Below are 14357 nucleotides of genomic sequence, written 5' to 3'. Positions count from 1 at the left end.
CGGAATGGGAGTTTTACGCCCACCGACGCAGCGGCCAGGCAAGCTGGCCGTCGTAGTATGCATTTTGGCGGTTGCAACCGTGCTGGCCTCGGAAGGCTGGCGTTGGTCGCGCGCGCGTCAGCATCACGCCAAGCCGGCGACCGTCAGCACCGCCGCGCCATCGCCGGTCAGCCTGAGCGAGGTTTCCCGCACCATTATTCCGATGCCGAAAGGCGTGCCGTCGGCGCACGCCAGCGCGCTGGCGCAGCTGCCGCAGGGCGATTTGATCGCCTTCTGGTGGGCCGGCAGCCGCGAGAGCGGTCCGGACGTGCAGGTCTACGCCTCGCGCTGGTCCAACGGCAAATGGAGCGATAACTGGGTGGTGGCCAGTCGCGATTCGCTGGGCGAGGCGCTGGGCCACGGCGTGCGCCGCATCGGCAACCCGGTCGCCTGGACCGCCGCCGACGGCACGGTCCACCTGTATGTGGTGGCCACCGGGCTGGGTGGCTGGGCCGCCTCGCGCGTGGTGCAGCTGGAATCGCAGAACGAGGGCCACAGTTTCAAGGTGCGCCGCGTGCTGCCGATGTCACCCGTATTTAATACCAGCGTGCTGGTGCGCTCGACCCCTGTGGGCCTGGCCGATGGCGGCTGGTGGCTGCCGGTGTATTTCGAGATCGGCCACAAATATCCGATGCTGGTGTCCTTCGACGCCAACGGCGATCCGCAGCGCCTGACGCGCATCGGCGAGCGTACCCGCTCGCTGCAGCCGACGCTGGTGCCGGTGTCGCCGACCGAAATCCGCGCCTGGATGCGCGATGCGAACAAGGACCACTCCATGGTCCAGCAAGCGGTGAGCCACGACGGCGGCGCCAGCTGGGAAGACCTGGGGCCGACCTCGATCCGCAATCTCGGCACCTCGCTGGCGGTGCTGCGCCTGCACAGCGGCAGCCTGCTGATGCTGGCCAACCAGGGCACCAACCGCAAGACCGCGCGCAGCACGCTGTCGCTGTCGATATCGAACGATGGACAAACCTGGCAGCCGCTGACCGATATCGTCGCCGGCAATCCGGGCGACGAGTTCTCCTATCCGGCCATGTTCCAGGTTGGCGATGAACTGCACATCACCTACACCCACCAGCGCCGCGCGATCGCGCACCATCGCCTGAAAATCAACGACGGGAAGGACCTGTTATGAGCTTGCCCGATCTCGACCTGCAGATCATCTACGCGCGCATCGCGTGGGGGCTGATCGCCGCCTCGGTGCTTCTGTCGGTGCTGCCCACGCTGCTGCCGAAGATTTTTCCGCAACTGGCGCGCCGCTCCAAGGCGATCGTCATCGGCACCGTGGCGGTGGTGATGCTGCTGCCTGGCGCGGCGTCGCCGGCCTACTGGCTCACGCTGGTGTTCCAGTATCCGAGCGGGCTGCTGACCGGCTACAGCCTGGTGGCGCTGTTCGCGCGCTGGAACGAACGGCCGGTGGTCTTCCCGCTGAATCCAGTCTTTGCGCTGCTGCTTACGCTGGTCGGCGTGGTTCTCTATCTCGACGCGTTTGGCGTGCTGGCATTGGGGCTCTATTATCGCGGCTTCGATTCCGGCGCCGCCACGCTGCTGACGTGCGCCGCCGCGCTGGGCGGCGCCGCGGCTGTCTATTTCCGTTACGCCGGCACCGCCGGCGCGGCGCTGTTGACCAGCGTGTTGCTGTTTTCGCTGCTGCGTCTGCCGAGCGGCAACCTGTGGGATGCTTTGCTTGACCCGCTGCTGTGGGCATGGGCGCTGGGATCGGTGATCCTGGAAGGTATGCGCCGCCACGCCGCGCGCAAGGCGGCGCTGGAAGCGCAGCAAGCGCAGGACGCGATTGTCGCCGAGCCGGAACTGGTACAGGCGCACGCCGCCAGCATCGATCAAGTGCAGTATAAATAATACAAACAAGGGAGTTTTACATGGTATCGACGAAGTGGTACGTTCATCCGGTGATCGCCACCGGTGTTATCCTGAATGTCTTCATTCTCGGCCTGGCGATCGCTTGGTCGCACGACTCGGCGGCGCTGTGGCGGCTGCTGGTGGAAGACGGCATCGTCGAGTGGATGCAGTTCCTGTGCTTCTCGCTGCTGGCTGGTTTGCTGGGCTTTCTCACGGTGGAGCAGTGGCAGCGCGAGCCGAAAGTCAATCTGCAGTTGCTGGCCTTCGCCGGCCTGACCGCGCTGGTGGGCCTGGCCGCGCTGGAAGAAGTGAGCTGGTTCCAGCGCGTGCTGCACATCATTCCGCCGGAATTCTTCGCGCAGAATAACCGCCAGGGCGAGACCAACCTGCACAATCTGGCCATGGGCAAGAGCAGCCTGCACAAGGCGGTGCTGCTGAAGGTGATCGCGATTGTCGGCCTGACGCACAACATCATCCTGCCGCTGCTGGCGCGCAAGCGTCCCGCCGTGCGTGACTTCGTAGAGAAGTTTGGCCTGTACCTGCCGCCGCTGTCGGCATCGGTGATTTATATCGTGCTGGTGATCCTGTCGCACGTGCTGGTGGACCATCCACGCAAGGGCGAACTGGGTGAGCTGTTCGGCGCCATGCACTATCTGGTGACCACGGTGGCCGCTTACTTCTTCGGTGTGAACTACGGTAAGAAGCCGGTGTTCGGCGAATCGCGCGACAGCCGCAACATCGCCACCTTGTTCTGCATGATCCTGGTGTTCATCCTGCTGTGCGGCTGGATGCTGAGCGCCGGCGCGGGCGCCGGCGCATACATCGCCAGCCACCCTGGCTTTGGTGCTGAATGATGCTGCGGCGTTTCGCATCGCGGCTGGAAAAACTGACGCTGTGGGCCGGCCCCTTCGCGGGCTTGCTGCAATTGCTGCTGCTTGGGCTGATTATTTTCTCGCTGTCGCGCGCCGGCCTGGTGGCGTGGCAGTGGGAGCGCGTGTCCGCCACCGGCATCCTCGGGCAGATCATGGTGCAGGGCGCGCGAGCCGACTTGATCATGCTGGGCTACCTGATCGCCTTGCCGCTGGTGCTGTCGCCGCTGCTGGCGCATAAGAGGACGCTGGGGCTGTGGAAGAATTTCACGGTGGTGTGGGGGACGTTTGCGCTGATCTTCATCGTCTTCATGGAACTGTCCACGCCGCAGTTCGTGATGCAGTACGATGTGCGGCCGAACCGCCTGTTCGTCGAATACCTGTCTTATCCGGCCGAGGTGATGTCCACCCTGTGGCACGGCTTCCGCATCGCGCTCATCCTGGGTGTCGGCTTCACCATCCTGCTGGGCACCGCGATCTACAAGCTGTTGAAGGCGGCGTCGGCCAACATCACCGCATGGCGTCCGCTCAAGTTGCTGGCCCTGTGGCCGCTGCTGGTGCTGCTGGTGGTGTTCCAGATCCGTTCGACCACCGCGCACCGTCCGGCCAATCCGGCACTGTTCGCGCTGACCGGCGACGCCATGGTCAACTCCTTGATCATCAACTCCCCGTGGTCGGTGCTGGATGCGATCAACGCCATGGGTCACGAGGCCAATTCGTCCGAAATCTACGGAAAATACCCTCGTGAGAAGGTGTTCGAAGTGGTGAAGAGCGCGCCATGGCTGCGCGACCAGCAATTCACTTCCGCCGATCTGCCGACGCTGCACAAGCAGGTGGCGGTGGTGCAGCGCGAGCGCCCGCTGAATCTTGTGATCGTGCTGGAGGAAAGCCTGGGCGCGACCTTTGTCGAATCGCTGGGCGGCTTGCCCGTCACACCGGAACTGGAAAAGCTGAAGAAAGAGGGCTGGTGGTTCGAGCAGTTGTACGCCACCGGTACGCGCTCGGTGCGCGGCATCGAGGCGGTGGTGGCTGGCTATCCGCCGACCCCGGCGCGCAGCGTGGTCAAGCTGTCGCTGTCGCAGCAGAACTTCTATACGCTGGCGGCAGGCTTGGGCAAACATGGCTACCATACGGAATTCGTGTATGGCGGCGAGGCGCACTTCGACAACATGCGCAGCTTCTTTACCGGTAACGGCTTCCAGAAGGTGGTGGATCGGCGAGACATGAACCCGGTGTTCGAAGGCAGCTGGGGCGCGTCGGATGAGGACCTGTTCGACAAATCGCTGGAGCGTCTGAAAACCCTGCATGCCAGCGGCAAGCCGTTCTTCAGCCTGATCTTCTCGTCGTCCAACCACGAGCCGTTCCAGTTCCCGGATGGACGCATCAAGCTGCACGACGCGGAAAAACAGACCGTGAACAACGCCGTCAAGTACGCCGACTACGCGCTGGGCCGCTTCATCGTGGAGGCGAAGAAGCAGGACTACTGGAAGGACACCGTGTTCCTGATCGTGGCCGACCACGATAACCGCGTGTATGGCGACAGCCTGGTGCCGATCAAGAAGTTCCACATTCCGGGGCTGATCCTCGGCGCGGATGTGCAACCGAAGCGCATCACCACCATCGCCAGCCAGGTCGATCTCGGACCGACGCTGCTGTCGCTGATCGGTCTGTCGAGCGAGCACCCGATGATCGGCCGCGATCTGGCGCGCGACAGCGAAACGCCGGGCCGCGCGCTGATCCAGTTCGACAACTACTTCGCCTGGCTGGAAGGTTCGTCCGCCACCATCCTGCGTCCGGGCCAGTCGCCGCTGGCGGGCCAGTACGACGCCGCCACCGGCGTGCTGACCACCGGCGGCGTGCCGGAACCGCAGCTGGTAGACAAGGCCATGTCGCACGTGGTGCTGCCGTCCATTCTGTACCGCGAGCAGCGCTACAAGCTGCCGCCGGGCGGTAAATAATACGGAGGCCGGGGTGCGCCTGCTGCTGGTCGAAGACGATCCCATGATCGGCGAGAGCATCGAGGAAGGACTGCGCGGCGAGAGCTACGCGGTCGACTGGGTGCGCAACGGCCGTGAAGTGGAACTGGCCCTGGCCGGCGTCGCCTACGACCTGATGCTGCTGGACCTGGGCCTGCCGGGCAAGCAGGGCATGGAAGTGCTGCGCGCCACCCGCGCGCGCGGCGACGATTTGCCAGTGCTGATCATCACCGCGCGCGACGGCACGCCGGCGCGCGTGGAAGGCCTCGACGCGGGCGCCGACGACTACCTTGTCAAACCTTTCGACCTGGACGAGCTGCTGGCGCGTATCCGCGCGCTGCTGCGCCGCCGTGTCAGCCGCACCCGTTCCATCATCGAGCATGGCAGCCTGCGTTTGGACCTGGCCAGCCACGAAGCCACGCTGGCCGGACAGCCGGTCAAACTGTCGGCCCGGGAGTTTTCCGTGTTGCGCGCGCTGCTCGATAATCCAGGCAGCGTGGTGTCCAAGGCGCAGTTGGAGGAAAAGCTGTATGGCTGGAACGCCGAGGTCGAGAGCAACACCGTCGATGTCTATGTTCACCACCTGCGCAAGAAGTTCGGTTCGGACTTCATCAAGAACGTGCGCGGCGTCGGTTACAAGATCGCGGCGGCGCCGTGAAAACCATACGCCGCCAACTGCTGGTTGGCCTGCTCGGCGCCACGGTGGCGTGTGTGCTGGGCGCCGGCGCCTTGCTTTACCGTTCGCTGCGGATGGAAACCTATGAGCTGGCCGACCTGCAGTTGCGCCAACTGGCGGTAGCATTGCCCAACGAATTCGCGCCCGATACCGGTTTGCCGGCGGCGGAAGATCCCGAAGAGGAATTCGTCCTGCAGGCATGGGACGAGCAGGGCATGGAGGTGCATATCACCCACGGCCTGCCGGCGCTGCCGCGCTACGCGGTGAGCGGTTTCACGACGGTCAAGATTTATGGCCATCACTGGCGCGTGTACGGCGAACAGCGGCGCGGGCGCTATGTGCAGGTGGCGCAGCCGGTGGCGGTACGTAACAAGTTGGCGGCGGAAATGGCGTTGCGCTCCGGCGCGCCGTTGATCCTGTTCGCGCTGGTGCTTGGCCTGCTGGTGGTCGTGGTGGTGGGGCGCGCGTTACGCCCCCTGGACCGGATGGCGCAAGCGGTGCAGGGCCGCTCGCCATCGGCGCTGGAACCGCTACCCACCGATGATCTGTCGCCCGAGCTGAAGCCGGTGGCGCTGGCGCTCAACGCCCTGATGCAGCAATTCGAAGAAGCGCTGGCGGCGCAGCGCAGCTTTGTGGCAGACGCCGCGCACGAGCTGCGCTCGCCATTGACGGCGTTGAAGCTGCAGCTGCAACTGGTCGAGCGGGCGCCCAACGACGAGGCACGCGCACTGGCGCTGGCCAAGCTGGATGAGCGGCTGGACCGCGGCACCCATCTGGTGCGCCAGTTGCTCAGCCTTGCGCGCCACGAAACCGCGATGACGGCCGCGCAGCACAAGCCGGTCGACCTGGGACGGCTGCTGGCCGAGGCGGTGGCCGACCACTCCACGCTGGCGGAGAGCCGCGACATCGACCTGGGTATCGAGGCGCCGCGCGCGGTGGTGATCGACGGCGACGCCGATGGCTTGCGCGTGCTGTTGAATAACCTGGTCGACAATGCGCTGCGCTACACCCAGCGCGGCGGCCGGGTGGATCTGCAGGCCGATTACGACGGTGACCGCCCCATGCTGCGGGTGCGCGACAACGGTCCTGGCGTGCCGGCCGAGTATCGCGGCCGCCTGTTCGACCGTTTCTTCCGCCCGGATGGGCAGCAGGTTTGGGGCGCGGGGCTCGGGCTATCCATCGTGCGCAATATCGCCGACCATCATCATGCCGAAATTGCATTGTCCGAGGGCGACGCGGGGCGTGGATTGAGCGTGACGGTACTGTTTCCCGCTACCGCGAAGATTTAATGCTACGTTAATAGTTGGTCAGGCAAACTGCCGCTTCCTGAATTTTGAGCGGCAGTGTCAAATGAAAAAAGTTCTCATTCTCGGCGTGAACGGCTTTATCGGCCATCACCTGTCCAAGCGCATCCTCGAAACCACCGACTGGCATGTCTACGGCATGGACATGAACACCGACCGTATCAGCGATCTGTTGGCCCATCCGCGCATGCACTTCTTCGAGGGCGACATCACCATCAACAAGGAATGGGTGGAGTACCACATCAAGAAGTGCGACGTGATCCTGCCTCTGGTGGCGATCGCGACGCCGTCGACCTACGTGAAAGCCCCGCTGCGCGTGTTCGAGCTGGACTTCGAGGCCAACCTGCCGATCGTGCGTTCGGCCGCCAAGTACGGCAAGCACCTGGTGTTCCCGTCGACCTCGGAAGTGTACGGCATGTGTCACGACGAGGAATTCGATCCCGAGAACTCGGAACTGATCTGCGGCCCGATCAACAAGCCACGCTGGATCTACTCCAACGCCAAGCAGCTGATGGACCGCGTGATCTGGGGCTACGGCATGGAGGGCCTGAACTTCACGCTGTTCCGCCCATTCAACTGGATCGGCGCCGGCCTCGATTCCATCCACACGCCGAAGGAAGGCTCGTCGCGCGTGGTGACGCAGTTCTTCGGCCACATCGTGCGCGGCGAGAACATCTCGCTGGTGGACGGCGGCCACCAGAAGCGCGCCTTCACCGACATCGACGACGGCATCGACGCGCTGATGAAGATCATCGAGAACAAGAACGGCGCCGCCAGCGGCAAGATCTACAACATCGGCAACCCGGTCAACAACTACTCGATCCGCGAGCTGGCCAACATGATGCTGGCGCTCGCGCCGCAGTATCCCGAATACGCCGAAGGCGCGGCCAAGGTCAAGATCGTCGAGACCACCTCGGGCGCCTACTACGGCGCCGGCTACCAGGACGTCAAGAACCGCGTGCCGAAGATCACCAACACCTGCGAGGAGCTGGACTGGAAGCCGACCACCTCCATGGCCGACGCCCTGAAGAAAATCTTCGACGCCTACCGCGGCCAGGTGGCTGAGGCAAAAGCGCTGATGAACTAAGGCCGTGCGTACCCGTGCTCCATGGTGGCTGCTGACCGCCATCTTCATCGTGGCGTCATTGTTCGTGCTGAATCTGCGCACGCTGTTGCCGCCCGATGAGGGACGCTATGCCGAAATGGCGCGCGAGATGCTGCTCAGCGGCGACTGGGTCACCACGCGCCTGAACGGCATCAAATACTTTGAGAAGCCGCCGCTGCATGCGTGGATGAGCGCCTTGTCGTTCGCCGTGTTCGGGATTGGCGACTGGCAGGCGCGCTTGTGGAACGGCGTATGCGGCATCTTCGGCGTGCTGATGGTCGGCTACACCGGCGCCCGTGTGTTCGGCGGCCGGGCCGGCCTGTACGCCGCGATGGTGCTGGCTTCGATGGTGTTCTGGGCTGGCGCCTCGCAATTCAATTCGCTGGACCTCAGCGTGGCCGCCATCATGGGCGGCGCGCTATGCGCCATGCTGATCGCGCAGCAGGATACCGCCTCGGCCTCGCAGCGCCGCGATTGGATGCTCGCGTGCTGGGCCGGCATGGCCCTGTCGCTGCTGGCCAAGGGCCTGATCGGCATCGTGCTTCCCGGCGGCGTTCTGGTGCTGTACGCGCTGCTGAGTGGCGACCGCTCTATCTGGCGTCGGCTGCACCTTGGTCTGGGGTTGCCACTGTTCCTGCTGATTTCTTTGCCGTGGTTCCTGCTGGTCGCGGCACGCAATCCCGAGCAGCCGGCATTCTTCTTCATCCACGAACACTGGGACCGCTTCTTCCTGAAAGAGCATCACCGCGAAGGGCCGTGGTACTACTTCATCGTCCTGTTGCTGCCGGCCGCCATGCCCTGGATCGCCATGGCGCCTGCCGGCCTGGCCGCCGCGCGCCGCAAGGTGGCAGGCCGCTTCCAGCCGGCGATGCTGCTGGTGATCTGGATTCTCTTCATCCTCGCCTTCTTCAGCTATTCCAGTTCCAAGCTGCCGGGCTATATGCTGCCGGTGTTCCCCGCGTTGGCGCTGCTGATTGGCCGCCAATTGGGCTCCGTCTCGCGGGCCGCGGCGTTGGCGATGCCGGCGATACTTGCGGTTGTCGGTGTGGCGGTGGCCGTTGCGGCGTTGCAGGTGCCCGCGCTGGCTGCCGTGCGTCCTTTGGTGATAAGCGCAGGAGTAGGCGCGCTGCTTGGCGCGATTGCCGGATGTCTGCTGGAGTGGCGCGGCCATCGCACCGCCTCCATCGCAGTGCAGGCCTGCGCAGTTTGGGTCATGACACAGTTGGGCATGGCGGCGACTGAGCCATGGGGGCGCGAGCATGCTGGAAAAGCGATGGCCCTGCAGCTGCGCGCGGTACTGAAACCATCGACGCCGGTGTACGCGGTGGGCGACTATGAACAATCGATGACCTTTTACATGCGGCACACCGTGATCCCCGTCGCCTACACCGACGAGTTGGCGTTTGGGTTGCAACAAGAGCCGGAGCGTGGCATTGGATCGCTGGATGTATTCGCGGCCCGCTGGGGCGTGCGTGCGGCGCTAGGACAGCCGCAATATGCTATCGTGAAGCCATCGGTGTATCGGGAACTGCGGCAGCGCCAGTTGCCCATGACGCTGATTTCCGACGACGGCAGAAGGGTGTTGATCTCGTCGCCACCAGTTGCGCCCCCGGTTGTATCTGGCACACGGGCAGATTTCGTCATTCACTGAAAAACCTGCTCCAGCGATTCCGCCGTCACAAGCGCATCGCTCCAGGCTTCTATTTGCTTCATGCTGGCCTTGGCCAACTTCTTATGGGCAGCTTGCGGCAACGGGCCGAAACGCCGCTCGAGCTGCCGCTCCAGGATGGCTACCGCGCCTTTCTTGCGACCGAGTTCCTCACCTTCCTGCCTGCCTCTCGCCAAACCCTTTTCCAAACCTATCTTGATGCCGTCGTCGACGAACATTTGCCACAGCGGGCTGAGTAATGGTTTCATGTGAGGTTCCTTTCCCAATTGCAGGATGGCCTTCTGATAACGTCGTTGATACGGCGCAGGCAAAGTCATCATCCAGTCGACTACATTGAGTAGCACAATTATGCGCCTTTTGCTCCAGCCATGTCGGAACAATAAACCGGTCAAGTGCAGCTTTGCCGCGTAGCGTTTGCCAGCATCATGATGAGTCTGTAGCGAGCGCCAGTGCACCAACGTAACCCATGCAATCGGATTGCGGGAAGATTCCAGCGCCTCGATATCGGCGGCGTAATCGAGCAGCTTGGCGGTGCCGAAGGAGAACTCGATCATCGTGTGTGGGAGCTGCCGGCGAAAACAGCGTGGACGCCAATTTGGATGCTCGTCAGCCAGCAAAACCAAGCTTGCAACCGGCAAACCGTAGATCTCTGCAATTCGATAGTTGTAGTCGCGCATCCGCCGCGCCAGCGTGGCGTCACGCTGGGACTGAATCTCAACGTGAATGAGCAATGCTTGCCGGCTCCCGTCAAGCAGACGTACCTCTACAAGTTTATCGGCCACCATGATGTCGGGCGTCGCACCAAAACTCACCCTTGCCAGCTCTTTGTCCCGAAAGCGCGGCCGTTGCCGCCAATCGATGCGTGCGCTGAAGTCGCAAAAGTAAAAATCCATGAAGGAGCGGAAAGCATGTGTCAACACAACTTTCCACGGCAGATCGTAACGGGCAGGCGGAGCGGTAGGTGGCATCTGAACAGTTTGTTACCAGATCGCCTTTCGGGGTATGACAAAAGGCAAAGAACTTTTTCGCTTCTGAGAGTGCCTGCGCACAGAAGGCGTATGGCGCGGGACAGACACTTGGCCTTCACCATGAGGAGGACGCAATGACTATCCGTTTGAAGAAGCTCAGTTCACAAGTTGTTGTCATCACCGGTGCCACCAGCGGCATCGGCCTGACCACCGCGCGCATGGCGGCGGGCAAAGACGCCAAGCTGGTTCTGGCGGCGCGCGACAGCGACGCGCTCGACAAGCTGGCGGCCGAGCTGCGCGCCGGCGGCCGCGAGGCGCTGGCCGTGCCGACCGATGTCGGCTTGCAAGAGGAAGTCCAGGCGCTCGGCAGGGCCGCCATCAAGCGCTTTGGCCGTATCGACAGCTGGATCAACAACGCCGGCGTTTCCATCTTCGGCCGCTACCGCGATGTACCGCTGGAAGACCAGCACAAACTATTTCAGACCAATTTCTGGGGCGTGGTGCATGGCTCGCTGACGGCGATGGAGCTGATGGGGGAAAACGGCGGCGCCATCATCAATCTGGGCAGCGAGTTGTCGGAGCGCGCGGTGCCGCTGCAGGGCATGTACTCGGCGTCCAAGCACGCGGTCAAGGGTTTCACCGATTCGCTGCGCATGGAGGTGGAGAAGGATGGCTTGCCGATCTCGGTCACGCTGATCAAGCCGGCCGCCATCGATACCATGTTCGTGCCGCACGCGCGTAACTACATGAAGAACGAGCCGGAGCTGCCGGCGCCGCTGTACGCGCCGGAAGTGGTGGCGGAGGCCATTCTATACGCCGCCGAGCACCAGCAGCGCGACATCTTTGTCGGCGGCGCCGCCAAGATGGTGTCGATGGAAGGCCATGGCGTGCCGCGCGTACTCGACAAGGTCATGAACCTGATGATGTTCCGCCAGCAGCGGAAAGACCAGCCGTCGGCGCCGGACCGCAGCGACGCGCTATACCAGCCGAATGGACTGGAACTGCGGCAGCGCCAGGGCGGCCATGAGAATCCGGTGCTCGAACGCTCGGCCTACACCTACCTGACCACGCGCGGCAAGCCGCTGGCGTTATCGCTGCTGGTGGGCGGCGCGCTGCTGGCGGCCTGGAAGATGAGCGCACCGCAGGCCGCGCCTGCAACGCACGACGCCTAGAGCGCCTTGCTGCACAGCTGGAATTCCGGATCGTCCTCGTAGGGACGCATCTGGAATCCCAGGCTGGTCATCAGCTTGAGCATCGGCCGGTTCTTGCGCAGCACCAGACCGACGATTTCGGTCAGGCCGCGATCGCGCGCCACGTCCATAATTTCCAGCATCAGGCGCGTGCCGAGGCCCTGGCCGCTGAATTTGTCGTCCACCAGCAGCGAGAACTCGCAGCTGCTGCGGTCCGGATTGGCGATGTAGCGCGACACGCCGATGATGCTTTCGGTCTCGTGGAAACTGCCGTCGTCCTCCACGGTGCGGGTGGTCAGCACGGCCACCAGCGCCATTTCGCGGTCGTAGTCGATCAAGGTGTAGCGCGCCAGCATTTGCGCCGACAGTTCGCGCAGCGACGAGGCGAAGCGGTTGTAGCGCGACTGCTCGGACAGGCCGCGCACCAGCGCCTGCAGCATGTCCGCGTCGGTCGGCTGCACCGGGCGCAGGGCGTACTCGCCGCCGCCGCGCATCGGCCACTGACTGGTGTAATTGGACGGATACGGCATGATGGCCAACTGGTCGAAACGCTGCGCCGATGGCGGCGCCGCGCCCACCACCACCCGCGCGTCGACCGCCAGCACGCCGTTCTGGTCGACGATCACCGGATTGATGTCCAGCTCACGCAACTGCGGCAGTTCGCACACCATTTCCGATACCCGCAGCAGAATATGTTCGATCGACTGCAGGTCGGCCGCCGGCGCGCCGCGCCATTCGCCCAGCGTGCTGGCCACGCGGGCGCGCGCCACCAGGCGCTCGGCCAGGAAGGGATTCAGCGGCGGCAGTTCGACCGCGCGGTCGTTGAGCAGGTCGATCATGGTGCCGCCCGCGCCAAAGCCGATTATGGGGCCGAACAGCGGATCGCTGGCGACACCGATATACAGTTCGCGTCCATCGCGCTTGCCCGCCATGCGCTGCACCGTCACGCCGTTGATGCGCGCGCCCGGCTGCAGGCGCTGGACGTTGGCCAGCATGTCGCTGTAGGCGGCCGACAGCGCGGCGGCGTCGGCCAGGTTGAGCACCACCCCTTGCACCGCCGATTTGTGGCTGATGTCGGGCGAGTCGATTTTCAGCGCCACCGGGTAGCCCAGCTGCGCGGCGATCAGTTGCGCCTCGGCCGCGCTGCGGGCCGGCATGGTGGGCGTGATCGGGATGTGGAAGGCCGCCAGCAGCGCCTTCGATTCCATTTCGGTCAGCACGCTGCGCCGTTCGGCCAGCACGCTTTCCACCAGCCGGCGCGCGCCGTCCAGGTCGGGCTTGCCCAACTGCGACAGCGGCGGCGGGGTTTGCTGCAGCAACTGCTGGTTCTGATAGAACATGGCGATGCTGCTGAAGCCATCGACCGCCGCTTCCGGCGTGCGGAAGCTGGCCAGGCCCGATTGGGCGATCAGGTGGCGCGCCGGCGTCACGCGCTCGTCGCCCATCCAGCAGGTCAGCAGCGGCTTGCTCAGGCCACGGCCGGCTTCCGCCACGCCGCGCGCGACGGCCACCGGGTCGCCATCGAGCTTGGGCGAGTAGATCACCAGCAGGCCGTCGATGTTGGGATTCTGGGCGCAGGAGCGGATCGCGGCGGCGTAATGCTGTGGGCCGGCTTCCTCGGACAGGTCGAGCAGGTCGGTCAGGGTGGCGTGCGGCGGCAGTTCCGGCGCCAGCGCCTGCGCGGCCTCGGGGCCGGCCTGGCCCAGCTGCAGTCCGAGCTTGGCCAGCCAGTCGGCCGCCAGCACGCCGGGGCCGCCGCCGTTGCTGATCACGGCCAGGCGCGGGCCGACCGGACGATAGCGCGAAGCCAGGCACTTGGCGGCCGCGAACAACTGAACGAAGGTGGTCACGCGCACCGCGCCGGTGCGGCGCAGGGCGGCGTCGAACACCTCGTCGCTGCCGATCAGGGTGCCCGAGTGGGTGGCCGCCGCGCGCGAGGCCGCCGCGCCGTTGCCGGCCTTGATGATGACCACCGGCTTGGTGTTGGCCGTCCCGCGCAGCGCCGACAGGAAGCGGCGCGCGTCGGTAATGCCTTCCATGTAGATCACGATGCTTTCGGTGGCCGGATCGGTGGCGAGGAAATCCAGCGCCTGCGCCAGGTCCACCGAGGTGTTCGGCCCCAGCGAGATCACCGCCGACAGGCCGACCGCGTTGGTGCCGGCCCAGTCGAGGATGGCCGAGGTCAGGGCGCCGGATTGCGAGATCAGGGCCAGGCCGCCGGCTTGCGCCAGCTTGCCGGCCACGCCGGCGTTGAGACGCAGGCGCGGGCGCTGGAAACCCAGGCTGTTCGGACCAAGCAAATACATATCATGCTTGCGGGCGATGGCGTGCAGTTCGGCCGCCTGCGCCGGCGGCACGCCGGACGAGACGATCAACGCCGACTTGCACTGGATGCGGCCGGCCACCTCCAGCGCGAACGCCAGTTCATCGTTGGGCAGGGCGATCAGCGCCAGGTCGGCGCGCGATTGCACCAGGTCGGCCAGGGTGCCCGTCATGCTGACATCCAGGAAGGTCAGGCTGCCTTCGTAGCCGCCGTCGCGCAGTTGCGCGCAGATCGAACGCCCGTAGACGTTTTGCCGCTCCGCTTGATCCGGCGGGCCGGCGAAAACGACGATCGACTTGGGCGCGAACAGCGGGCTAAGGTAATGCAGGTCCATGACTTCCTTTTTTTGACAACAACTGGCAGGCCATACTATACGCC

General features: G+C 64.5%; 11 protein-coding genes. 9 read left to right on the top strand and 2 right to left on the bottom strand.

Annotated features, from left to right (window positions below):
• Positions 1 to 64: 64 nt before the first annotated feature.
• From FHW83_RS24665 to FHW83_RS24630, 8 genes are all read left to right on the top strand, one after another.
• A complete protein-coding gene (locus tag FHW83_RS24665; protein ID WP_229224347.1) occupies positions 65 to 1174 on the top strand; it encodes an exo-alpha-sialidase in 1110 nt (369 codons plus the stop codon).
• On the top strand, positions 1171 to 1899 hold the full coding sequence (locus FHW83_RS24660) for a hypothetical protein (protein WP_176649015.1): 729 nt from the start codon (positions 1171 to 1173) through the stop codon (positions 1897 to 1899). Before FHW83_RS24665 ends, FHW83_RS24660 begins: the two co-directional genes overlap by 4 nt.
• A 20-nt stretch (positions 1900 to 1919) precedes the next feature.
• Positions 1920 to 2753 (top strand): hypothetical protein, encoded by an 834-nt coding sequence (locus tag FHW83_RS24655; RefSeq protein WP_176649014.1) that lies wholly within the window; start codon positions 1920 to 1922, stop codon positions 2751 to 2753.
• Positions 2750 to 4726, top strand: a complete 1977-nt coding sequence (locus tag FHW83_RS24650) for an LTA synthase family protein (RefSeq protein WP_176649013.1) — start codon at positions 2750 to 2752, stop codon at positions 4724 to 4726. Before FHW83_RS24655 ends, FHW83_RS24650 begins: the two co-directional genes overlap by 4 nt.
• Before the next feature lie 13 nt (positions 4727 to 4739).
• Entirely contained in the window at positions 4740 to 5402 is a 663-nt protein-coding gene (locus FHW83_RS24645) for a response regulator transcription factor (RefSeq protein ID WP_176649012.1), read from the top strand.
• A complete protein-coding gene (locus FHW83_RS31235; RefSeq protein WP_176649011.1) occupies positions 5399 to 6709 on the top strand; it encodes an ATP-binding protein in 1311 nt (436 codons plus the stop codon). Before FHW83_RS24645 ends, FHW83_RS31235 begins: the two co-directional genes overlap by 4 nt.
• 61 nt (positions 6710 to 6770) lie before the next feature.
• Positions 6771 to 7811, top strand: a complete 1041-nt coding sequence (locus tag FHW83_RS24635; protein ID WP_176649010.1) for a bifunctional UDP-4-keto-pentose/UDP-xylose synthase — start codon at positions 6771 to 6773, stop codon at positions 7809 to 7811.
• A 4-nt stretch (positions 7812 to 7815) separates the two neighbouring features.
• Entirely contained in the window at positions 7816 to 9480 is a 1665-nt protein-coding gene (locus tag FHW83_RS24630; protein ID WP_373997266.1) for a glycosyltransferase family 39 protein, read from the top strand.
• On the opposite strand, the gene FHW83_RS24625 is transcribed toward FHW83_RS24630, so the two are convergent.
• A complete protein-coding gene (locus FHW83_RS24625) occupies positions 9474 to 10415 on the bottom strand; it encodes a DUF4351 domain-containing protein (protein WP_176649009.1) in 942 nt (313 codons plus the stop codon). The two genes, FHW83_RS24630 and FHW83_RS24625, sit on opposite strands and share 7 nt — an antisense overlap.
• A gap of 185 nt (positions 10416 to 10600) precedes the next feature.
• Between FHW83_RS24625 and FHW83_RS24620 the strand changes: the two genes are divergently transcribed.
• Positions 10601 to 11638: an SDR family oxidoreductase gene (locus FHW83_RS24620; protein WP_176649008.1), complete on the top strand. Its 1038-nt coding sequence runs from the start codon at positions 10601 to 10603 to the stop codon at positions 11636 to 11638.
• Here the strand turns inward: FHW83_RS24620 and FHW83_RS24615 are convergent.
• The gene (locus FHW83_RS24615) at positions 11635 to 14313 is read right to left on the bottom strand and encodes a bifunctional acetate--CoA ligase family protein/GNAT family N-acetyltransferase (protein WP_176649007.1); all 2679 of its coding nucleotides are present in this window, start codon (positions 14311 to 14313) and stop codon (positions 11635 to 11637) included. The two genes, FHW83_RS24620 and FHW83_RS24615, sit on opposite strands and share 4 nt — an antisense overlap.
• Between the last annotated feature and the right edge of the window lie 44 nt (positions 14314 to 14357).

The organism is Duganella sp. SG902, from assembly GCF_013376005.1.
In the GTDB taxonomy this organism is placed as follows: Bacteria; Pseudomonadota; Gammaproteobacteria; order Burkholderiales; family Burkholderiaceae_D; genus Rugamonas.
The sequence above is the reverse complement of the archived record's forward strand: the minus strand, read 5'-3'. Positions and strand labels throughout refer to the sequence as shown.